The sequence below is a fragment of the Klebsiella sp. KE9456 genome (genome assembly GCF_043832615.1).
Taxonomy (GTDB): domain Bacteria; phylum Pseudomonadota; class Gammaproteobacteria; order Enterobacterales; family Enterobacteriaceae; genus Klebsiella; species Klebsiella indica.
In genome coordinates this window covers 40,382-61,825 of the sequence record NZ_JBDYQK010000024.1, presented here as the reverse complement: position 1 = coordinate 61,825, position 21,444 = coordinate 40,382, and the positions used below count along the sequence as shown (strand labels likewise).

The 21,444-nt window shown below is 48.8% G+C and carries 21 protein-coding genes; 9 read left to right on the top strand and 12 right to left on the bottom strand.

The genetic code is table 11. The features are described 5' to 3' along the window. Positions 1-123: 123 nt before the first annotated feature. On the bottom strand, positions 124-1,038 hold the full coding sequence (locus tag ABK821_RS21030; protein WP_049157789.1) for a LysR family transcriptional regulator: 915 nt from the start codon (positions 1,036-1,038) through the stop codon (positions 124-126). A gap of 161 nt (positions 1,039-1,199) precedes the next feature. Between ABK821_RS21030 and ABK821_RS21025 the strand changes: the two genes are divergently transcribed. The 4 genes from ABK821_RS21025 (at position 1,200) to ABK821_RS21010 (ending at position 4,755) form a co-directional block, all read left to right on the top strand. Beyond that, the gene (locus ABK821_RS21025) at positions 1,200-2,120 is read left to right on the top strand and encodes an alpha/beta hydrolase (RefSeq protein WP_343178696.1); all 921 of its coding nucleotides are present in this window, start codon (positions 1,200-1,202) and stop codon (positions 2,118-2,120) included. Between the two features lie 61 nt (positions 2,121-2,181). Beyond that, positions 2,182-2,817: an SDR family oxidoreductase gene (locus ABK821_RS21020; protein WP_110204424.1), complete on the top strand. Its 636-nt coding sequence runs from the start codon at positions 2,182-2,184 to the stop codon at positions 2,815-2,817. Between the two features lie 69 nt (positions 2,818-2,886). Next, positions 2,887-4,035 (top strand): NADH-dependent flavin oxidoreductase, encoded by a 1,149-nt coding sequence (locus tag ABK821_RS21015; RefSeq protein ID WP_049157783.1) that lies wholly within the window; start codon positions 2,887-2,889, stop codon positions 4,033-4,035. A 117-nt stretch (positions 4,036-4,152) separates the two neighbouring features. Beyond that, the gene (locus ABK821_RS21010; RefSeq protein ID WP_343178695.1) at positions 4,153-4,755 is read left to right on the top strand and encodes a site-specific integrase; all 603 of its coding nucleotides are present in this window, start codon (positions 4,153-4,155) and stop codon (positions 4,753-4,755) included. A 99-nt stretch (positions 4,756-4,854) separates the two neighbouring features. On the opposite strand, the gene ABK821_RS21005 is transcribed toward ABK821_RS21010, so the two are convergent. Further along, positions 4,855-5,754: a LysR family transcriptional regulator gene (locus ABK821_RS21005; protein ID WP_343178694.1), complete on the bottom strand. Its 900-nt coding sequence runs from the start codon at positions 5,752-5,754 to the stop codon at positions 4,855-4,857. Between the two features lie 137 nt (positions 5,755-5,891). On the opposite strand from ABK821_RS21005, the gene ABK821_RS21000 reads away from it, so the two are divergent. The 5 genes from ABK821_RS21000 (at position 5,892) to ABK821_RS20980 (ending at position 10,474) form a co-directional block, all read left to right on the top strand. Then, positions 5,892-6,812, top strand: coding sequence for an alpha/beta hydrolase (locus ABK821_RS21000; RefSeq protein ID WP_343178693.1), 921 nt, complete (start codon positions 5,892-5,894; stop codon positions 6,810-6,812). Further along, a complete protein-coding gene (locus ABK821_RS20995; protein WP_112203995.1) occupies positions 6,812-7,744 on the top strand; it encodes an alpha/beta hydrolase in 933 nt (310 codons plus the stop codon). Before ABK821_RS21000 ends, ABK821_RS20995 begins: the two co-directional genes overlap by 1 nt. An 18-nt stretch (positions 7,745-7,762) precedes the next feature. Beyond that, a complete protein-coding gene (locus ABK821_RS20990) occupies positions 7,763-8,401 on the top strand; it encodes an SDR family oxidoreductase (protein WP_142255902.1) in 639 nt (212 codons plus the stop codon). Between the two features lie 72 nt (positions 8,402-8,473). Further along, positions 8,474-9,307 (top strand): SDR family NAD(P)-dependent oxidoreductase, encoded by an 834-nt coding sequence (locus ABK821_RS20985; RefSeq protein WP_343178692.1) that lies wholly within the window; start codon positions 8,474-8,476, stop codon positions 9,305-9,307. 39 nt (positions 9,308-9,346) lie between these two features. Next, a complete protein-coding gene (locus tag ABK821_RS20980; protein ID WP_395034111.1) occupies positions 9,347-10,474 on the top strand; it encodes an NADH-dependent flavin oxidoreductase in 1,128 nt (375 codons plus the stop codon). A 671-nt stretch (positions 10,475-11,145) separates the two neighbouring features. Here ABK821_RS20980 and yfjT read toward each other — a convergent pair. From yfjT to ABK821_RS20930, 10 genes are all read right to left on the bottom strand, one after another. Further along, on the bottom strand, positions 11,146-11,613 hold the full coding sequence (yfjT, locus tag ABK821_RS20975) for a protein YfjT (RefSeq protein ID WP_343178833.1): 468 nt from the start codon (positions 11,611-11,613) through the stop codon (positions 11,146-11,148). 23 nt (positions 11,614-11,636) lie between these two features. Next, positions 11,637-12,077, bottom strand: coding sequence for a YfjS/YafY family lipoprotein (locus tag ABK821_RS20970; RefSeq protein ID WP_032230808.1), 441 nt, complete (start codon positions 12,075-12,077; stop codon positions 11,637-11,639). After that, complete coding sequence (gene ypjK / locus ABK821_RS20965; RefSeq protein WP_001144029.1) at positions 12,077-12,313, bottom strand: protein YpjK; 237 nt, start codon at positions 12,311-12,313, stop codon at positions 12,077-12,079. The genes ABK821_RS20970 and ypjK overlap by 1 nt, the downstream gene beginning before the upstream one ends. 40 nt (positions 12,314-12,353) lie before the next feature. Beyond that, on the bottom strand, positions 12,354-13,055 hold the full coding sequence (locus ABK821_RS20960; RefSeq protein ID WP_343178834.1) for a WYL domain-containing protein: 702 nt from the start codon (positions 13,053-13,055) through the stop codon (positions 12,354-12,356). 216 nt (positions 13,056-13,271) lie between these two features. After that, a complete protein-coding gene (locus ABK821_RS20955; RefSeq protein WP_343178835.1) occupies positions 13,272-14,093 on the bottom strand; it encodes a DUF932 domain-containing protein in 822 nt (273 codons plus the stop codon). 91 nt (positions 14,094-14,184) lie between these two features. Continuing rightward, positions 14,185-15,048 carry a GTPase family protein gene (locus ABK821_RS20950; protein WP_343178836.1) on the bottom strand — a complete coding sequence of 288 codons (864 nt, stop codon included), beginning with the start codon at positions 15,046-15,048 and terminating at the stop codon, positions 14,185-14,187. Between the two features lie 340 nt (positions 15,049-15,388). Next, a complete protein-coding gene (locus ABK821_RS20945) occupies positions 15,389-17,068 on the bottom strand; it encodes an ATP-dependent helicase (protein WP_343178837.1) in 1,680 nt (559 codons plus the stop codon). Next, positions 17,065-18,969 (bottom strand): TOPRIM nucleotidyl transferase/hydrolase domain-containing protein, encoded by a 1,905-nt coding sequence (locus ABK821_RS20940; RefSeq protein ID WP_343178838.1) that lies wholly within the window; start codon positions 18,967-18,969, stop codon positions 17,065-17,067. The genes ABK821_RS20945 and ABK821_RS20940 overlap by 4 nt, the downstream gene beginning before the upstream one ends. A gap of 628 nt (positions 18,970-19,597) precedes the next feature. Next, the gene (locus tag ABK821_RS20935; RefSeq protein WP_343178839.1) at positions 19,598-20,704 is read right to left on the bottom strand and encodes an XRE family transcriptional regulator; all 1,107 of its coding nucleotides are present in this window, start codon (positions 20,702-20,704) and stop codon (positions 19,598-19,600) included. After that, complete coding sequence (locus ABK821_RS20930) at positions 20,701-21,372, bottom strand: hypothetical protein (RefSeq protein WP_023326116.1); 672 nt, start codon at positions 21,370-21,372, stop codon at positions 20,701-20,703. Before ABK821_RS20930 ends, ABK821_RS20935 begins: the two co-directional genes overlap by 4 nt. Positions 21,373-21,444 lie beyond the last annotated feature (72 nt).

The window sequence follows — 21,444 nt, the reverse complement described above, 5'->3', positions numbered from 1 at the left end:
ACGCTATGCGGGCGTCCGCTTTTCGCTCACAGCGGACCTTTAGGCCTGCAAGCCTGTCTGCTCCGTGCCAAAAGCGGACCTTGGCGCTAAACGTAGCACAAGGATATATGCCAGAGTGTTTAATCAATCTCTCAAACGCTTCTCGACCATGAAATCTATGAATGCACGAACTTTAGAAGGCATTCTTACTCGTGATGATACATAGAGATAGAATCCGGGGAATGATATAGACCAGTCCTCAAGTATTTGTTGTAACTGACCTTTGTTAATTTGCTCTGTTATCGCAAAATCCAAATGTTGAATGATGCCAGTCCCATTGACGGCCATACGAATCATGCTTTCATCGTCGTTGGTAACGTATCCACCTGAAACTTCAATTTCGAACTCTTCATTATTTTCTTTTTGTGAGAACTCCCATGATGGAAGCGCCCCACTACTTTTATGTCGTAATCGCAGACAATTGTAATAGCAAAGCTCTTGAGGCGTTTGTGGAATACCGTTCTTTTGTAAATAGTCTGGTGATGCCACTGTAACCAGTTTTATCCGTGGAGAGACAGGTACTGCCGTCATATGTTCTGCCAGACTCTGCCCCAGGCGGATGCCGATATCACATCCTTCAGCAATAATGTTAGACAATCCATCATCCATGATCAGTTCTATCTGTGTTTTCGGATAACGGTGCAGGAATTCACTGATATGTGGCTCAACAAGCATCCTTGCCGCAACACGAGAGGAGTTAATTTTTAGTAAACCCGTAGGTTCCAGCTGGGTATCACCGACATCTCTCAGAGCATCATCAATCTGCCCAAATGCGGATATCAACACATCGTAAAGACGCTGCCCTTCTTCTGTTAACGACATATTACGAGTGGTTCGATAAACAAGCTTGGTATTGAGTCGTTCCTCAAGCGCTTTTAAGTTCTGGGATAATGCTGCCCGTGTGATGCCCATCTCCGAGGCCGCTTTCGAGAAACTGCCTGAGCGCGCAATCAACGCAAACCATGCAAGAGAAGGCAGAATGGAAGGCTCTATTTTCATTTTTTGTAAACCTTGGCTTAACACTGTGGCAGATATTAGGTTATTGATGATAACCAATACAAGTTCTACTATTTACTCACTCCGCAGCGTAGCCATGAGTGCCACTCGGTGTAAACAGCATTACCCGTTAAACCTGTTGGGTTAAATCCCTGGAGCTTGCAATGAAGACTGTTTCGATTAAACACACATACTGGGATATAGCTGCTGACATCTATTTCCCTGCTGATTTCAATGAGACAAAAAAATATCCAGCAATCATCAGTGCTCATCCGATTGGAAGTTGTAAAGAACAAACGTCAGGTAGCGTATATGGCGAAGCGTTGGCAAAAGCTGGGTTTGTAGTGATTGCGTTTGATGCCAGTTTCCAGGGAAGTAGCGGTGGAGAACCACGTTATCTGGAAGATCCTTCTATGCGGGTTAAAGATTTCAGTATTGTGGTTGATTATCTGGTGACGCTGCCTTACGTCGATGAAGATCGTATCGGTGTGCTGGGTATTTGTGGCGGAGGTGGTTACGCCATTAATGCAGCAATGACTGAGCGTCGAATTAAGGCCATTGGTACCGTCACTGGCGCAAATTATGGTCGTCTTATGCGTGAAGGATTTACAGCCTTCGACCCGATTGGTGCGCTCGAAGCAATGGCACAGCAAAGAACCGCAGAGGCTCATGGAACTGAGCTTCGTGTGGATGATTTGTTGCCACCATCACCGGAGGCTGCTGTTGCAGCAGGATTGACAGAAACAGACTTGTTTGGTGCAACTGAATATTACCGTTCTCCGAGAGGCTATGCGCCAAATGGGGTTAACCGGGCGCTATTTTCTCATCAAACTGTCGCCGTGGGGTGGGATGCATTTCATCTGTCAGAAGTTCTCTTAACCCAGCCGCTGATGGTTGTAGTAGGAGACAAAGTTGGTGCATTTGGAGCGTATCGTGATGGCTGTGAAATTATTGGTCGGGCAGCTTCCAAAGATAAAGAACTTGTCGTCGTTGAAGGCTGGTCTCATTATGACCTCTACGACAAACCAGAACCTGTCAAACAGGCGCTCGATAAACTCATCCCTTTCTACAAAACCCATTTATAAGTGCTGACATGGGGGGGAATTACCCCCCATTTACAATTTGATGACTATCCTGGACATAAAAATGACAAATGTGCTTGTTTTAGGCGCCAATGGGCAAATTGCCCGTTGGGTGATAGATATGCTATCCACTCAAACTGATATTAAAATGACATTGTTGTATCGCAACCCAATAAAAATAAAAGGGAATGAACCTCTAAATTCCGAAATTATCATTGGTGATGCGTCAGACCAGAGGCTCATGGACCAACTTGTAGCAGGGAAAGATATTGTTTATGCAAACCTTGCTGGAAATGTGGACGAACAGATGGAAGTCATTACTTCAGCAATGAAAAAAAATAACGTAACCAGAGTGATCAGTATTAATACCCTTGGAATTTACGATGAAGTGCCAGGCGCTTTCGGTGAGTGGAACAATAAAACCATTGGAGAGTATTTCCCTCGCTACAGGAAAGCTGCTGACATTCTGGAAGCATCAAACCTCGACTATACCATCATCAGAGCCGCCTGGCTGACAGATGAGAATGAAGTTGATTATGAGGTCACACAAAAAGATGAACAATTTAAAGGAACAGAAGTTTCCAGAAAGAGCGTAGCTGATCAGGTTGTCCAAATCATAAACACCCCATCGCAAATGGTTAATAAAAATATTGGTTTGAACAAACCAGGCACTAATGGAAGTAAACCTAAATTTATGTAATCCGTATTTAAATAGTTAACTTCCATAACGAGCATCTTCTGACAAATAAAACCCAACCGGAATAACATCATGAAAAACAAATTTACATCATTATTCGCCCCTTATTCCTTGGGCGAAAACATAGAATTACGTAACCGTATTATAATGGCCCCTATGACCACATGGTCAGCAAATCCTGACGGGACGATATCTGATCAAGAGCTGGCATTTTATGAACGACGCTCGCGGGATGTTGGACTGGTAATTACCGGGTGTACCTACGTTACGCCAAGTGGTATCGGATTTACCGATGAGTTTGCAGCGTATGACGATCGATTCATAAACAGTCTTGAAAAATTGGCTACTGCGGCAAAGAGTGGCGGTGCACCGGCCATTCTTCAGATTTTTCATGCTGGCAACAAGGCGCTTCCTGAACTTGTACCAAATAGTGATGTTTTAAGCGCCAGTGCATCAAACGACCACGCTAGTGATTTCAATAGTGGTAAAACCCTGAGCAGGGGAATGACGGAGAACGAAATCCAGGCAACGATTCAGGCATTTGGTGATGTGACTAAAAGAGCGATTAAAGCCGGTTTCGATGGTGTGGAGCTTCATGGCGCGCATGGTTTTCTCCTGCAAAATTTCTTCTCCCCCCTATTTAATCATCGCTCCGACAGATGGGGAGGCGAGCTTGAGAATCGTATGCGTTTCCCACTAGCCGTATTGCAGGAAGTTAAAAACGCAGTTTACGAATGTGCGACAAAGCCTTTTGTCATTGGCTACAGAATTTCCCCTGAAGAGTCTGCCGAGGGGGGATTGCGGTTAGGGGACACTTATAAGCTACTGGATCGTTTGATCTCATCCGGTGTCTCCTATATACACGCCTCTCTGATGAGTATTAACGAGAGCTATCCCGTTGAGAATTCAAAAGGGCTGCGAACTATCGAATTGCTATTAAACCATATTGCCGGGAGGGTTCCGGTGATTGCTGCGGGTAAAGTGCGCACCCCTGAACAGGCGCTGGAAGCGCTTTCCTTAGGACTTCCTCTTGTCGCAGTAGGAAAAGGGTTAGTTATTAACCCTGAGTGGGTTTCTTTGGCTAAATTAGGTCGAAGTGATGAAATTCAGACAGTACTTGATCCCAAATTCGTGCCAGAGCTATCTATTCCAGACAAACTTTGGGGCGTTATCAAGGCATCAAAAGGAACAGGGTGGTTTCCTGTAAGAGATATCAGTTAAATTCATTGTGGTTGTATGTTGTGGAATAGATCATACTCTGTTCCACAGCCTTAAGTCCGCACCTCGCTCATAAGGGACAACCATACTCAAATCTCCCACATTGCAGGAGATTTGAGTATGAACACGTCACCGTGGAACAAAGACCGTATCATCGGCCAAAAAAGACCACTTCAGATATCTCATATCTCGGGGATCCGAATCCGGCTTGAACTGGAAGGTAAAATGCGCGATTTAGCTCTGTTCAATATGGCTCTGGACAGTAAGCTACGAGGCTGTGATCTGGTCAACCTCAAAGTATCTGATGTTGCATATGGTAGCTCTGTTTCAAGCAGAGCTACGGTGTTGCAACAGAAAACCGGTAGCCCTGTGCAGTTTGAGATAACCAAAGGGACAAGAGAAGCTGTTGCTGCATTGATAAAGCTTGGCAATTTGCATAGTAAAGACTTCTTGTTTCGGTCTCGAGTCGGAACTAACCAGCCCATATCTACCCGGCAATACAACCGAATTTTTCATGGGTGGATAGAAAAGCTTGGTCTCGAAGATTCGCTTTACAGCACACATTCCATGAGAAGAACAAAACCTTACCTAATCTACAAGAAAACCAAGAATCTCCGGGTGATCCAACTTCTGTTGGGCCATAAGAAACTGGAAAGCACAGTCCGTTATCTGGGCATTGAAGTCGATGATGCATTAGAGATCTCTGAATCGATCGAAGTATAAGGTTGTCAGGGCTGCATCAGCAGCCCTGTGCCAGAAGCGGACGTTGTACAGAACACGCGAGTTTCCCCTGAATGCCTGAACTCATCATCGAAAAGATATCTAAACAGATCCATTATACTTAAGCACATCAATTAACAGAGAAAATGCCGAACCCGCATGGCGGCGGTGTGGGTAGTACAGATGATACCCTGGTAAGTCGGGTGTAAATTTCTCCAGAACGCGGGTCAGTTTTTTTTCTTCAATAGCCTGCTGAACCTGGTCATAAGGCAGATACGTGAGGCCGTGCCCGTCAATCGCTGCATCGAGGATCAGGTCTATCGTATTCAATAGCAGTTGTCCTTCCATGCGAACCCTGACTTCGCGCCCTCCACGCACTAATCTCCAGCGATTCGCGGTACCCGATGAAGGAAGGTACAGATTAATAGCCTGATGATCGACCAGGTGCGCCACAGACACTGGAATACCTTTTCGCGAGAGATATTCTGGCGCACCAACAATTGCCATCGGGATATCGGGCCCGATTCGAACAGCAATCATATCCTTATCCATCTCTCCCCCCAGGCGAACCCCGGCATCAAAACGCTCTGAGACGACATCAGTCAGGCCGTAATCGATGAGCAGCTGCACATTAATGTCAGGGTGAGATTTCAACAGCGTGCGCATGGCGGGCAACAATATGGTCTTTGCGGCATGTTCCACTGTGGTAATGCGTATTGTGCCTGAGGGGCGGTCACGCAGATCGCCTAATGAGGCCAGGGTCGAGTCTATGTCGTGCAGCATTGGACCAAGAACAGACAAGAGGTGTTCACCCGCCTCTGTGGGAACAACACTGCGTGTAGTACGCGTCAGAAGCCGCAGGCTCAGGCGGTCTTCTGTTCGGCGCACTATCTGGCTTAGCGCTGACTGGGCCATGCCCAGACGGGCGGCAGCCCGGGTGAAACTACGCTCTTCGGCGACGGCCACAAATGCCATCAGATCGGCTATCTCATCGCGTTTCATCTCTGTGTTTTCATCCGGCAATTAATCATTTAAATGATAAGTCCAATCATTATTTTGGGTCTAATCATCTTAATGATCAATGGCTATAGTTATCCCATCAAACATGACAGATAGCCGACAGCCCAATGAGGAACCGGATGATGAACCAGAAAATCAGCTTCACCAACAGCAATATCCCGACAATTTCTTTGTCCGCTGTACTTTATTTTCCACCCGCATTTGATGAAAGCCGCAAGTACCCGGCCATTGTGGTTTCTCATCCGGGGGGCGGCGTTAAGGAACAAACTGCCGGAACCTATGCCGAAAAGCTGGCAGAAAGAGGGTTTGTGACGGTGGCTTACGATGCGTCTTATCAGGGCGAAAGCGGTGGAGAACCTCGCCAGCTGGAAAACCCGTATATCCGTACCGAAGATGTCAGCGCAGTGATTGATTACCTGACCACGCTTCCTTATGTCGACACCGCGCGAATTGGCGCGATGGGAATATGCGCCGGTGCGGGCTACACCGCCAATGCCGCGATTCAGGATCGCCGTATCAAGGCCATCGGAACCGTCAGCGCCGTCAATATCGGCTCGATGTTCCGCAACGGCTGGGAAAACAATGTGAAATCCATTGATGCGCTGCCGTACGTTGAAGCGGGTTCAAATGCCCGTAGTACCGATATTAGCAGCGGTGAGTATGCCACCATGCCGCTGGCGCCCATGAAAGAGTCTGATGCACCAAATGAAGAATTGCGCCAGGCCTGGGAGTACTACCACACGCCACGGGCACAGTACCCGACGGCCCCTGGATACGCCACGCTGCGCAGCCTCAACCAGATCATTACCTACGACGCGTACCATATGGCGGAGATTTACCTGACCCAGCCGCTGCAAATTGTGGCGGGTAGCGTAGCGGGAAGTAAATGGATGAGTGACGACCTGTACGATCGCGCCTCAGGCCAGGACAAGCGGTACCACATTGTCGAAGGCGCCAACCACATGGACTTGTATGACGGTAAAGCCTACGTTGCGGAAGCCGTTTCCGTATTAGCCCCGTTCTTTGAGGAGACGCTGTAATGAAAGATGTTCAAATCCAGAACGCCGATATGGCCTGGCACATTGCGGCCAGCATTCATTTTCCACCGGCGTTCGATGAGTCAAAACAGTATCCGACAATTATCAGCGTCCACCCTTTTGGCAGCTGTAAGGAACAGACGTCCGGCAATGTCTACGGAAAAGTGCTGGCTGAAGCAGGCTATGTCGCGATCGCCTATGACGCCAGTTTCCAGGGGGGATCCGGCGGCTCTCCACGCTGGGTGGAGGATCCGAATCAGCGCGTGGAAGATATCAGTCGCGTTATTGATTACGCCGTAACGCTGCCTTACGTCGATGCTGAACGGATTGGCGTGCTGGGTATTTGCGGCGGCGGTGGCTATGCCATTAATGCCACACTGACGGAGAAGCGTATTAAAGCCGTGGTGAGCATCACCGGCGTAAACATCGGCCGTCTTTTTCGCGAAGGTTTCAGCAATTACGACCCTATTGGCGCGCTGAATGCGATGGCGGCACAGCGTACAAATGAAGCCCGAGGAGGGGAAATTCAGGTTAATGAACTGCTCCCCGCCAGCCCGGAAATAGCAATGGCCAGTGGACTGACTGAGCGTGACGTGTTTGAGGCAACAGACTACTACAAAACGCCGCGCGGCCAGCAGCCAGGTGGGGCAACGCGAATGGTGTTCTCACATGCGCAGAAAACGCTGGCCTGGGATGCCTTCGCTTTTGCGGAAGTGTTGCTGACTCAACCCGTGATGGTGGTGGTCGGTGAAAAAGTGGGCGCTTTCGGGGCTTACCGTGATGGTCTGGAAATCTATGGACGGGCTGCCGTTTCCCGTGACCGCCAGTTAGTCTCATTAGCCGATTTTTCGCATTACGAACTGTATGACAAACCGGAAGCGGTTCGTGAAGCGATGTCAAAAGTGCTTCCGTTCTTTGCCGCACACCTGGAGTAATGCCCCGTGAAAAACATCATTCAAAAAGTCCTGGTACTTGGCGCCAGCGGGCAGATTGCCCGCCATGTTATCGACCAATTAGCGGATAAACCGGGCGTCACACAGACATTATTTGCCCGTCATCCGGTCAAAATCCACACACCACACCCGCTCAATAGCCGGATTATCATGGGCGATGTGTTAAACCATACAGCGCTGGAACAGGCCATGGTGGGTCAGGATGTGGTGTACGCCAACCTGACCGGGGAAGATTTGGATCTTCAGGCGAAGGCGGTGATTGCGGCGATGAAAGCCGCTGGCGTAAGACGCCTGATTTTCGTCCTTTCTCTCGGTATTTATGATGAAGTCCCGGGGAAATTCGGCGAGTGGAATAACGCCACTATCGGCGAACCGCTCAGGCCATTCCGCCGTGCGGCTGACGCGATTGAAGCCTCCGGGCTGGATTACACCATCCTGCGTCCGGCCTGGCTGACGGATGAAGATACGGTTGATTATGAGCTCACTACCCGCAATGAGCCGTTCAAAGGCACGGTGGTATCCCGCAAAAGCGTTGCCGCATTAATCAGCGATATGATTGATAAACCTGAACAACATATTGGTGAAAATATCGGTGTTAACCAGCCCGGGACCGATGGCGACAAGCCGTACTTTATGTAAATCAATTATGCCATTTTACCCGTACAGCTTGTATTGCAGTACGGGTTCTTAAACTTATCAAGGTGAGCTGAGATGAATCGTATTTGGTTTGTAACCGGGGCTGCCCGCGGTATGGGGGCCAGTATAGTGAATGCCGCTTTGCAGCAGGGAGATCGTGTGGTGGCAACGGGACGTAATATGGACAAATTACGCCAAATATTCAGCACGGTAGCGGCGGAGAATATTGCGCTGCTGGAGCTTGATGTTCGCGATGAGCACCAGGCTAAGGTTGCCGTTGATGCCGCTATTCGCCGTTTCGGGCGTATTGATGTTCTGGTTAACAACGCAGGATTCTGCCTGCTGGGTCGCTTTGAAGAGGCAACCGCTGAACAAATTGAGCTGCAGTTTACCACCAACGTGTTCGGCACGGCCAATGTGCTACGCGCTGTGTTACCAGTCATGCGCCAGCAGCGTAGCGGACGCATTATTAATACGTCCTCGATCGCGGGTGTCAAAGCGGTCGCAAACGCCACATTTTACTCAGCTTCGAAATTTGCCGTTGCAGGTATGACCCTGGCACTTGCCGATGAAGTTGCGCCGCTTGGTATTCATGTCACCGCAATTGAGCCCGGTTTTTTCCGCACCGAGTTTCTCAGTAATAGTTCGGCCCACTATGGCGAAAAAAAGATTGAGGACTATGCCGATTATGGCGATGCGCGTGAGCTGCTGGCATCCGCAGATGGTCAACAGCAAGGGGACCCGGCCAAACTCGCACAGGTGGTTTGTCAGGTGGTTGAAATGGAGAACCCACCCCGACAGCTGCTAATAGGAAATGACGCTATCAGTTTTGTAATGCCTTCGCTGGAAGCCCGTATTAAAGAGATACGCGAATTTGCGGTGCTGAGTAATACCACTGATTTTGATTAATGGGTGTAAGCACCCGATGCTTTAAATATCGAGAGTACAATGACTGACTTATTAACCCAGGCCTTCACATTTAAAAATGGCCTCAGGATGCGTAACCGCGTCGTTATGGCACCGATGACCACATGGTCCGCTAATGACGATGAAACGATTTCAGATGAAGAAGTAAACTATTATCGGGCGCGCGCTACCGGTGTGGGATTAGTGATAACGGGATGCGCTCAGGTTCAGAGAAACGGTGTGGGTTTCACCAATGAATTCGCAGCCTACGATGATCGTTTTATCCCGAGTCTGAGGAAACTGGCTGATGCAGCAAAAAACGGGGGGGCGCTGGCAATCCTGCAACTGTTTCATGCCGGTAATAAAGCGGTTCCCGAACTCATCCCTGGTGGAGAGATCGTCAGCGCCAGCGCCCTGGCCGCTCCGGCTGGCCCTTTTAATCGTGGCGAACAAGCCAGCCGGGCTTTGGGTCATGACGAAATTTCTGGTGTCATTCATGACTTCGGCGAAGCCACTCGCCGCGCAATTGAGGCCGGTTTTGATGGTGTTGAATTGCACGGTGCGCATGGTTTTCTTATCCAGAATTTCTTCTCCCCCTGGTTTAACCAGCGTACTGACGAATGGGGTGGTTCATTAGCAAACCGGATGCGTTTTCCGCTGGAGGTCGTTAGGGAAGTCCGGCGGGTTATTGAAACTCATGCCGGGAAACCCTTTTTATTGGGTTACCGGTTATCGCCGGAAGAGTCAGGAGACGGAGGATTACGGATTAATGACTCCCAGGCTCTGGCTGGTCAGTTAGAGAAAGAGACTCTCATTGACTATCTCCATATCTCACTCCACGACGTACTGACCGATCGGCCGCAGGGCAGTGAGGGTAAGGATACGATCCTGGCGCGGTTTGTAGAGCAGTTTAATGGGCGTTTGCCTTTGCTGGCAGCGGGAAAAATTACTTCGTCACAAGCGGCTCAACAATCTCTGGACGCCGGACTGTCACTGGTTGCCTTAGGCCGGACGATTGTCATGAATCCCAACTGGATGGAACTGGTGATGGCAGGTCATGAGGATAAGGTAAAAAATAAGCTTATCCTGTCTCAACGCTCAGACGAACTGGCAATCCCTGAAAAACTGTGGCATGTGATTCAGAAGACTCCCGGATGGTTCCCGACATAAACAAGACCTGAGTAACCAGACATCAGTACAGGTAATTCTGGAATATACCGTTTTGCCTGTAACTATCTGGAAGATGGAGCATCAATTTGTAGCTTTCTATCCGTACAGAGCGAAAAGGTCCGCTTCTCGCTCACAGCGGACCTTCAATCCAGTAAGTATGTCCGCTTCGTGCTGTGAGTCCAGCGATTATTGCAAGAATCGAAATACGCTAACCAACTGGGATCGGGGTACGTCGGCAATCGAAGCTGCAGGCAGGTAGCTCCTGCAGCCAGTATTGTTAACATTTTAACAGCAGCACTCTGCTTCTTTTTCACTACATTCTTCACAAATTCTGCAAGAGCAGAAGTCCTCAAGGTTATTGCACTGGCTACATTTTTTGCAGGTACAGTCCGACTCTTTCTCGTCACAGTTCTCACAAGTTCCACAAGTACATGCACTCATCATGTGTGCACACTTATCACAAATTTTACCCATAGCTTCTCTCAACCGTTAAATAAACAATCTCAACATAACACGTGATTATTTTATCATTTCTATATGGTCAACTAAAACTGGCCATTGCGCTTATTATTCGGAAGTGCTGGACTAATTGGTGGAAATAAAAAGGAAAAAAATAAGCCCTGGCTGCCTCTGGCAGCCAGGTATGTTGTTATGGATGGAAAGCACAACAGTCACTCGTTCGTGCAGTCTGCTAATGTTGGCAGTGCCTTCGTAGCGTTTGTCAGGTCAACGCTGAAGGTCCCTGCTTTGCGGTCATTGACGTAGACTTCGAACTGCTTGGCCTTGCGGATATCCATGATGAAACTAAACCAGGCATTATCCCCGTTACGCCAGCCAAGGGTTGAGGGAATGGCATATTGCTTATGGTCCATCACCACTGTGATGTCGGTACTGTCATCATGCGAGCTGATCGTTTTATCCCCTGCGAGGGTCAGAAAAACCGAGTGCTGGTAAATACCGTTCTGGTCCGGATTTTCCGTACAGTTGATGGTAAAAATTTTCCCACTTGCATCCGTCACGCTGTATTCCGCATTGCCCTGACCATAACCCTGCTGCCATAGTCCGGGAACCGCTGAGGCATTAAAGCTGGTAAGCAGCACGCCTGAGAGCACATACCGGCTTAGTGAACGTACTTTCATTTCCGTCTCCTTTGTCTTTGTATTTATTCCCGGTTATCAGGATTTGAGGGGATCAGCAGCCGTCCCATCAGTTTGCCGTCATGGGAATATTCAAGGAAACGCTCCCGGGTGCGCGGGTCAGTTTTCTCGTGGTATTGCAGGCTGATGTTGTCGGCAATACACAGCGCATTCATCAGCGGCTGGACGGTTTTCTCCTCCATATCCACCAGATAGTAGTAACTGCCACCCTCGCAACCATCGGGCGACTGGCGGGTGCGTAAGACCTGCAGAGTGGGGCCAGAAAGAGCAATCTGCGACCATTCTTCCCTGACATCATCCTGACGGCTGACCACATCGCTGAAGCGCGGAGGCGTGAGGTCCTTAAATTTACTGATAGCTTTGAGGTCATCACTCCTGTCATCGCAGGCGCTCAGAAACAGAGAGGTGGCAACCAGCGCCAGCAGAGGTAGTGTTTTACGTTTCATTATTTTTTCCCTGAAATCAGACGAACCACTTTGGCAAAGACATAAATTCCCACAAAAATACCCACCGGCACGCCGACGAACGGCGTCAGCGCGACACTGGCAGCACCGGCTGCGCCACCTCCCGTCAGTAGTGCGGCAACGGTTGCAAGTGTCAGGGCCGTGAGGCTGTCGGACACTCCGGTTTTGTTCAGAATGATGACGATGATAACAATGGCGATAATGGCAATAACGGGCATTGGGCTCCTCCCTGTTGCCGGGTTGATAACAACGCCTGCGCTATTCCGGTGGGCTGTCAGCCGGAACAAACGTAAGCAGTGAATGCTGGATAAAGCGAAAATGGGGTAAGGCCTGAATGAAGACCGGGTCTTCAACCAGGCGACACAGACTGTCATTGCGGCGAAAAGTCTCCTGCAAAGGCTGAATCAGATGGATTTCATCAAGTGTGAATACGGCGATATGCCCTTCGTGTTCAGCCACCAGATACCAGGTCTGCTGGTGGATGAGTAACCGGCAGGGAGCCAGGCGCTCACAGCGTCGCCCCTCCGCAATCAGCGTCACCCGCCTGCGCCCGGTAATGGCCTGAATCAGTCTCCAGAAAGACAATGCTACTGAAGGCGAAGGAACCGGATTGGCTGGTGCTATCACGCAGGGAGACTCATCGCACATCAGCAGTGCATTCACCAGACGGCGGTCAAGGCCGGGAAAAAGCCCAGCCAGCCCGCTGCGGTGGGCAAAGATAAGCACGTCGGGCACCATCTGCATCTCACTGCCAGCAGTGCGTAAGCGGCAGTATCCGGACTGATACTCCAGGTCCAGATACATCAGTCGTTCACGAAAATCTCGCCGCAGCGTGCGCACTGACACGCCAAACTCAGCCGCCAGTTTGCGCACGCTCAACGTTTCACCCGCAACCAGACGGCTGATTATCAGTGACAGCCTGACAGCCAGCCGGTCATGGCGGCGTTCTGCCTGTGTCATGAGAGGTTCTCCAGGAAAGTTAACTGACTGAAAATGATGTGATTACTTTAAAGAGGGGGGCGGACAGGGTATGGACAACGCAGAAACTATTTTTTATTTCTGCAAAAGCCAGATGTAACGGGGGTTAAAAGCTATAACCGGGGGATTGAGGCACACGAGCACATAGCGATGCGGACAGGTGGTGTCCGATATTAACAACGTGGCAACATGAAACGTCTACTGCAGTTGCGTGAGCAGTGTTTCTGCCATCACCCACAGCGCACGGTTAAGCTTCACGTCCCCGTCAATGCCACGTACGGCACGGGTATGCATTCGTCCGCCTTTAGCATTACGCCCGCTGAGTCCGCCCTTAATCAGGTTTTCCTGAATCCGCTGATAGGTGGTCCAAAGGTCATTGCTCTCATCCTGCCAGCGGCGCGGGGAGAGTATCTGTGATTCAGTAACCGGCTGGTGATCCTCACCAAAGCGATACGTTAGCGCAGCTTTTGCCAGTGCCTGCTGCGCAGGTGGAGGCAACAGCAATGACTGCATGGCATCCCGCTTTTCTTCCACACGGTCAAAAATCCCCAGCACTTCATACGCCCCCTCAATAACCTGACTCACCACGTCCCCCTTGTGTGGCACCCGTACCTCGCCAAACGACTCACCACAGACGAGGCCGTTCTGACACACAGCCCTGAACAAGCCCGGTAACATCTGGTACGAGCTGGTGCCATCATGGGAGTTGAGCAGGATAATTTCCGGCACCTGCTTACCGGTAATCTGCCCCTCCCTACGCAGACGCAGCATATGCTTCGTATGTTCACGACGGCCAGGATCACGTACCCGGGTCTGACAGGCAAAGAATGGCTGGAAGCCTTCGCGCTGCAGGCTGTCCAGTAGGGATATGGTGGGTATATAGGTATAACGCTCACTACGGGACTCGTGTTTGTCCTCGCTGAACACACTGGGCACCACGCGAAACAGCTCCTCACGGGTTAACGGGCGGTCGCGACGGATAAGATTTGCTGCGCCAAAGCGCGAAGCCAGACGGGTCATAAGCAGACTCCTCATAACGGGAAAACAAATAAAAGGGATCCCCGTCGCATCGGCGACAGGATCAGGGAAATAACAGGGATGGGTTAAATACTTAGAAGAAGAAATCCCAGACGGCGCGGGCCACTGACACCACGGTGGTGCGCACGGCCTGAATGACGGCTCGCACCGGGGCGGGTATCAGGGGAAAGGCACTGATGCTATCGATTACAGCACCGACGGTTGCACCAAAATCGCTACGAGCCTGCTCCCGGACTACCGTCGTGCGAAAGGAAGACTGGAGTTGCGACACCACCGGGCTGGTGGCCTCACGTGGCAGGCACTTAATCATTCGCTCGGCCATAACCCGCAGTCCCCACTGAAGACGGACCGACACGGCACACACCGGATGTACGGGCTGGAACAGCTCATGCAGCAGACAGATTTTACGGCTGATATTCTGCTTCTGCGCCGTGGACAAAGGTCCCCCACCGCTGGTGGGTTCGGCCTTATCCGACTGACTGATAACAAACAGCACCTTATGCCGGTATTCCTCTCCAATCACCTGATGATAAAAATGTTCATCCACCGCCAGCGCCCGGTCATCGGCTTTAATCAGCCACAGCACCAGGTCGAGGCGAGGAAGCTGTTCGCGGTACAGCGCAGCATACTCGGTATCGCGAGCGCCACTTTCTCCTACGCCGGGCAAATCCACCAGCGTCATAAAGCGCTCGCCCACCTGCAGACGAAATCGTAAAGGTTCACGGGTGCAGGCCGCGACATCGCTGACCGGCGATACTTCGCCGACAAACAGAGCATTGCAAAGGCTACTCTTTCCCGCCCCGGTTTTCCCCATAATGCCGATCACTGGCTCGTAATGAGTTAACTGATTTATCTGCTGCAATATACGTTCAGATACCCACTGAGGTAGATTGGAAAGTATGTTCTGCAGCGGCTGAAGATCTTCAGATTTTCTCATGGCTACTCCTCTGAAAAATATAATAAAAAACGGCAGAACCGCTAGACTCTGCCGTTAATTGGATATGCTCAGTTGAATGATATATATCTGAAGTTTTTTACAATGCTGACCCAATCACTAATCTTTAGCCATAGAAACTTTTATTATGCAACACTGCTGTACTAATCAATGAGGAGCAAGTAACCTCCCCTAACGAAGGATTCATCATTATATATCTCTTAATTTTTGGCAAGTTAAGTGAAATCACTCAACACCTGACTTCTTTGTTCCAGAAATGAGCATTTATAACATGTTACTATTTTAAGAAATGAGCCATAAATTATTAATAAAACATGGATAATCACTTAAACTTGTTACCCGCTACAAATGGAGTAACATAACTAAAATACTCAGATTGAGCAGTTCGATTGATATTCCAACGTCTGGCGTTAGCAGGACGTTCTCGCTGATCGGCATGTGTGAGAATCAACCGTCTTTTCGCTCGTGAAACACCGACGAAAAAAGCGCAACGATTCTCATCCTGATCGCCAAAGAAAATCTCGTTTTCTACTGCCATGATAATGACAGAGTCGAATTCCAACCCTTTACTTTTATGAATGGTCAGAATGCGTACAGCCTGATCATCCGCAAAACGTCCCAACGCTTTTGGCAAATCTGGTTCTGATTTATGCAATTCTTTAATCCGGGCAAAAGTTTCACGGATAACATCATTTAAACGCGAACGAGTTTCATAGTCAGGTGATAAAGCAACCAAAATTTTGGAGCCGATATACTTCAGAAACTCTATTGCTAATTGTACCCAATCCGAAAAAGGTGAGTCTGTATGCCTAGCATCAGATATTTTTTTACGTTGTTTTTTAATTAATTGATCAAGATCCTTTCTCGCACTTGACTGTATTTCTTCATCGGCAAAAGGAATCAATTGATTCATCAATCTAATCCAAGCCTTAGGTTCACGCTTACCGTAGAGACATGATAAATAATCTACGATCAAACGTGCTGCAGGTTCTATAGTGATATCCTGCAATTGTTGTTCGTTACGATATGGAATACCGCGTGCTTCCAACTCGGTCATAAGGAGGTCAGCATAAAGTTCCAACTGTTTAGAAACCAAGACTGCAATTTCTGCAGGTGGTAATTGTTCTGTATTTATCCAACCATTTATTAGATCAGCCAAATAGACGGCTTCTTTACAACTGTCTTCAAAACGCCAGGTATAAACCTCACCTCCATCGCCACCCAATTGTTCATCTGGCATGACAGAGTCAGGATCAAGCGTACGAATAATTTCGTTCTGAACCCGCAGCAATTGTGGTTTAGAACGGAAATTGCGATACATGTTAAGTGGTACGGCATTAAAATCATTGGCAAAGGTTTGGAAAATACCGTCCAGCGCTCCAGCCCAAGCCATAATTTTTTGTTTAGTATCACCTACTGCCGTAAGGCGAAGACTAGTCCCTTGGAAAGCAAGCTTAACTAAGTCATATTGTAAATTCGTGCAATCCTGGAACTCATCCAAGAAAATATCGCTGTAAGTTTGCCGAATTGCATGACGGGCAATTTTTGAGGTTTTCAATATCTGGATTGCCAAAGGGACCAGATCGCCGAATTCAATTTGAGTACGAGAGGGGCCATTTTTCTTGTCTACAATTGTATAACCCGCATCCAGGGCATCTTTCCCCGAGAGCACCGGCCTGAAACGATCGATGATACGTTTGGCAAATGCATGGAAGGTATAGCTATCAAAACGCGAGGCAAGATCGGTCCCGCACCGCCGTTCGACACGCTCTTTTAGGTTTCGGCTGGCATCAACCTTGAAGGAGATCGCTAGAATCCGCTTAGGGTACCGACATGTTCCTGTACGCAAAAGGAAGTCTGCTCGTTGCGCAAGCATTTCCGTTTTACCCGCACCTGGTCCGGCGGTGAGTGCCAAGCAGCGTTTACGCGCTTTTGCTGCTCGTTTTGCATTTGGTTCTAAAGTCAGTCCATCGGCAGGTTGCCATGCTTCAGCAGCAATCATTCTGGCAGCTCTTCGAGTTTGGCAATAATTGCATCTGCCAGCCTGTTTAGCGACTCAGGCATGTTGTCAAGTAATTCAGTATCCCTTAGCTGAGTTAACGCCTCAATGTGTGCTGCTGGTTTGCTGCCAAGCTTAAAGCGCTGATGATAGGTGCTGAACAACATTAATTCGTCTTCACTGTATTGAGATGAATCGTGATGGCTTTTCCCGAGGACAGCCTTGATAGTTGACTCATCAGGTTTTTCTTTATCAACATCATAAGCTTCGGGATAAGCCAGTAACATTGAAAAGTCCAAATCCATTGGGGAAGAAAAAAAAACGCCACGTTCTTCGAGAAGTTCGAAATAATTATCAAAGTCCCGAACTTTTTGAGCTTTATCTTTCCAACTTGGAATTCCGTGATCTTTGGGGAGTTTCTTATACGGCTCATATGCAGAAAACTGATCATTAACATACTTGATTCGTCCCCATCCTGCCGCATAGCGAGCTACATCAAGATCAAGCAATGTCAGATAGGGAATCTGCAACGCTGAAAGCAACCGCCAAAAATGATTGACATGCCTACCGCCTAACGGCGCAATCGTGATTGCTGACTCATCAACTGACGCGCCTTTGGCCTGAAGTAGACGTGGCAACACAATCTCTTCACTATCACCTTCACCTAGCACGACGAGACGTGAGAAATAAATCTCAGGAAATGCTTGGACGGCTTCACGGACAAACTTGTGTGCATCATCAGCTTTCTCTGGCAATTTGATACAGGTGACCCGTGTTTTTCGAGCCTCAGTTAACCGTAGATAACGTATTAACTCAGGAGCAACGCGACGTAACATTGTAGGGGCATGAGTAGCAATGAGAGCTTGTGCATCCACATTTTTCGTCATGGTATACAAAGCACTGACGATACGTCCCAGGTAATGTGGAGAAAGACTATTTTCTGGCTCCTCCAAGGCGACCAGCGTAAAGACCGGTGGACGTAACTTATCGGGATCAAAAGATACATCTTCCTCGGCGAGCACAGCTCTCCCAATCGCTTGAGATGATAATACTAGGGAAAGATAAAGCATTGACTTTTGGCCATCACTCAACCGCGAGAAATCGACAAGTGAACCGTCGTGCCCGGGGGTAAAAGAAACCGACAAATGTCGCAACAGTGCTTCAATCTCCGAAGCCACAAATGTGATTTTTGGATCAGCGAAAAATTTGCCCTTGTGTAGAGTGGCCCAGGTTGTTTTCAAACTCTTACTAAATGCTTTCACTGAAGGGTTGGCTGCAAGGCTGTCGCTTATTTGATCGGTCAGACCTTTGATCGTATCGCGCTCAGCATCCCAACGTACGGCACGGAGCAAACGGCCTAGTAATGCATTCGCACCGTAAGTAATGTGATCAGCAGGGTCACGTCTGGCTGGTAAATAATGAACCTGGATGTGATTACGCTCTGCTCGTGGTACTTGAGCTGTGTTTTGAGGTGAACCATCAGCATTGACATCCAGTACATACACTAAGTTTTCGTCGATATCACCATCCAGTCCCATAGTAGCCGTGAGGCGAAAACGCACACGTGGGAGGCCTCCCGGATCATCAAGTCGCATATGACTAAAATGAGGTGCTACGGTACTGTTATCATCTTCCTCATCAAGTTCAGGAAATAAAAAGTCAGCTTCTATCCACAATTGGCGCTCTTCCGGAACTTCTTCTTCATCATAAGGGACATGGAAATCAGAACGATGAATCCGACGCAATGCAGGATCAAAGGCAAATAGTTTGCATAAAGCCTGAAGTGCCGCGGTTTTACCCGAGCCATTAGGACCGATTAAGTAAGTGATATTTTCAAGGCTTACCTCTGTCGGTTCTGGGCCAAAAGATTGGAAACCAGATACCCGAATTACTTCAAGCTTCATGTTGATTACGCCCCCAGCTCACTTTACCCATTGAATAAATTAGCTAATAGTTTTCATGCCACTAATGAGTCCATGACTTTTAAATTCTCGCACATTAAGCTCAAAAATATTTGATCTCGTTATCGATTCAAAGACTTAAATACTACAATTCCTCTGGAAGGTAAGCGAACAGCCAGAACCGTATTGACGAACGACGGCTATTCGGAAGACAGTGCTATGCGCCATGGCAGCAGTTCTGCAGCACCGCCAGTTGCGCCGACGTTAGGAACACTTTGCCATCATGGGCCGACGGTTAGCCGAAGCAGCCACGCTCTAGCCGTTTTGTCAGCAGAAACAGTCCGTCGCCGGTGGACCACAGCACTCCTGAGCGCCAAGAGCATATGTTGCTAAAACCATTCTGTACTTACCAATGGTGGGACAGGTCAGGGGAATTACGGGGGAATACCACTACATTTTTCCGAGCCCCTCATGGTATTTTGGTAGCATTGGTTGATATCTAGTATCTCGGCAAGAATGCGGCGAACAAGGAATATTAAAGATTACTATTCAGAAACATGTCCGCTGGCTATAAATAAAAAAACCGCTAGAAACTCCTTCTAGCGGCTCTAAGCATGAGCAGTTTTCCTGTTCACACCAGACGGAGCGAGGCCCTTGATAGTGAGGTTCCGCTATTGCCACCGCTGATTGCCGCCACACCGTAAAGTAGACTGCTCAGTTCATCAACAGGCACGTTAAGCGCATCACTCAGTTGAGTCAGATGAATGCCGTTACCTGCTAAAGCGGCCATCATTTTTTCAATAATGAGCGATCTTTCACGCTCAATTCCTCCCGGCTCACCGGTTCGATATCCCTTTGCCGTCGCATCGCGCATCAGGCTGTTATATTGCCATTCCGTCAGCACGTTCAGATTGCGCATTCTGACAATCAGAGCCATCGCCGAAACTTTCCAGAGCGACTTCAGTTGCACGATTTTGTCAAACGTCGGGAATGCCATCTTAACGGCCATCACGTTTTCCGGGGGCATCAGAAATGCTGACGCAAAAGCATCCGCTTCACGCTCAGCATCCTGCCCCTTGACATCTCCATGACGGTGAAGTACCAGATGAGCCAGCTCATGTGCTGCATCGAAACGGCTGCGTTCACCTGACTTACGTGTGTTGAGGAAAATGTAAGGAACATCATCTTTCCAGAAGGAAAAAGCGTCGATACTCGCCGTTTCCTCTGAGAGCCAGAACACCTTAACGCCGTGCTTCTCCAGAAGATGAACAACGTTGGTGATACTCTTCTTACCTATTCCCCAAGCTTCGCGCACCGCCTGAGCGGCGACCTCAGACTCACTTCCACGAAGATTCGGCAGTTCAGGCTGAGGCAAAGTGAAGCGCGTACTGAAATACTCGCTCAGCATAACCCCCAACCCACCAGCTCCAATTGCCGCATGCTGGTCGACGGCTTTTGTCGTACGCAAAGAACGAAATGAAACCGTCAGTGGATCGATTGCTTCAACGTCATCCCCAAAGAAAAAGGACTCTGGATATTTTAGAGCGCTGGCGTACGCCTGGACTGTCTCTGGCGTGGGTTCATACAAGCAATAGGGTTTTTCGTACTCAATTACAATACGACTAGATAGCCCCATTTTCTCTGCTAATTCCTTCAGGGTCAGTTTGCGTCTAATCCGCGCCAGCTTGAGCCGGGACGGATTAAAAAGGCGTTTGCCGTCATCAACAGGGTTACTCATTTGCTTTCAACAGTAATAGATATGTCATCATCAAAATCCTCATCAGGGAAAATATCAGCACCTTCAAACGGCAGAGGACCCAAGATGATACGCTCACTCCATGCGCTTACACGGGCAAATCCGTCCTGATTCACCATTCCTACCGGATATGACACCTCGCAGCGAACCTCTTTGTTAGCCGCATCATAATAATACAGGACGATATAAGTACGGGTGCTGTCTATCGGCGTGATCTCAGATTTGCCTGAATACAACGCATCCGTCTGGAACATATCAGCTGTGCCGGGATTGTTGTGAACAATCGAGCGCGTTGCCTCGCCCTTGGCATTTTTGGTTTTCGGCAATCCATCAGGACGTCCGGTGTGCCTATCGCCCGAGGTGATAATCAGATTAACCCCTTTGGCTGAGTTAACGACCATTTCCATTCGCTTGACCACTTCAGGAGACCAGCCGTTACCCTTACCAATCAGCACACGGCGGGTCGCGGCGACCATCTCACTCCAGAAACGGAACCCTGCATCTACTGCGGGGTGAAGCTTGCTAGATTTGCGGCGCTCGTACAAAGCAGACGTCAAAGCGGCATGAATATCGTTTTCTGAAAAACCCAGTTCGTTAAGTACAAGATCTGAATCAGCTTCGGTATGTAGGATACAATAAGGCATGGTCATGAAAGCATCTCCGTGAGGTTCACTTCATGATTTCAACATAATTATTATGATAAAATCAAGAAGTGATTACCG

Bases quoted from the DNA above. Each gene is read 5' to 3' on its own strand.
- yfjT (WP_343178833.1), bottom strand. From the start codon at position 11,613: ATGAAAGTACGTTCACTAAGCCGGTATGTGCTCTCAGGCGTGCTGCTT.
- ABK821_RS21005 (WP_343178694.1), bottom strand. From the start codon at position 5,754: ATGAAACGCGATGAGATAGCCGATCTGATGGCATTTGTGGCCGTCGCC.
- ABK821_RS20960 (WP_343178834.1), bottom strand. From the start codon at position 13,055: ATGACACAGGCAGAACGCCGCCATGACCGGCTGGCTGTCAGGCTGTCA.
- ABK821_RS20935 (WP_343178839.1), bottom strand. From the start codon at position 20,704: ATGAGTAACCCTGTTGATGACGGCAAACGCCTTTTTAATCCGTCCCGG.
- ABK821_RS21015 (WP_049157783.1), top strand. From the start codon at position 2,887: ATGAAAAACAAATTTACATCATTATTCGCCCCTTATTCCTTGGGCGAA.
- ABK821_RS20940 (WP_343178838.1), bottom strand. From the start codon at position 18,969: ATGAAGCTTGAAGTAATTCGGGTATCTGGTTTCCAATCTTTTGGCCCA.
- ABK821_RS21010 (WP_343178695.1), top strand. From the start codon at position 4,153: ATGAACACGTCACCGTGGAACAAAGACCGTATCATCGGCCAAAAAAGA.
- ABK821_RS20980 (WP_395034111.1), top strand. From the start codon at position 9,347: ATGACTGACTTATTAACCCAGGCCTTCACATTTAAAAATGGCCTCAGG.
- ABK821_RS21000 (WP_343178693.1), top strand. From the start codon at position 5,892: ATGATGAACCAGAAAATCAGCTTCACCAACAGCAATATCCCGACAATT.
- ABK821_RS20985 (WP_343178692.1), top strand. From the start codon at position 8,474: ATGAATCGTATTTGGTTTGTAACCGGGGCTGCCCGCGGTATGGGGGCC.
- ABK821_RS21020 (WP_110204424.1), top strand. From the start codon at position 2,182: ATGACAAATGTGCTTGTTTTAGGCGCCAATGGGCAAATTGCCCGTTGG.
- ABK821_RS21030 (WP_049157789.1), bottom strand. From the start codon at position 1,038: ATGAAAATAGAGCCTTCCATTCTGCCTTCTCTTGCATGGTTTGCGTTG.
- ABK821_RS20945 (WP_343178837.1), bottom strand. From the start codon at position 17,068: ATGATTGCTGCTGAAGCATGGCAACCTGCCGATGGACTGACTTTAGAA.
- ABK821_RS20955 (WP_343178835.1), bottom strand. From the start codon at position 14,093: ATGACCCGTCTGGCTTCGCGCTTTGGCGCAGCAAATCTTATCCGTCGC.
- ypjK (WP_001144029.1), bottom strand. From the start codon at position 12,313: ATGCCCGTTATTGCCATTATCGCCATTGTTATCATCGTCATCATTCTG.
- ABK821_RS21025 (WP_343178696.1), top strand. From the start codon at position 1,200: ATGAAGACTGTTTCGATTAAACACACATACTGGGATATAGCTGCTGAC.
- ABK821_RS20995 (WP_112203995.1), top strand. From the start codon at position 6,812: ATGAAAGATGTTCAAATCCAGAACGCCGATATGGCCTGGCACATTGCG.
- ABK821_RS20950 (WP_343178836.1), bottom strand. From the start codon at position 15,048: ATGAGAAAATCTGAAGATCTTCAGCCGCTGCAGAACATACTTTCCAAT.
- ABK821_RS20970 (WP_032230808.1), bottom strand. From the start codon at position 12,077: ATGAAACGTAAAACACTACCTCTGCTGGCGCTGGTTGCCACCTCTCTG.
- ABK821_RS20930 (WP_023326116.1), bottom strand. From the start codon at position 21,372: ATGACCATGCCTTATTGTATCCTACATACCGAAGCTGATTCAGATCTT.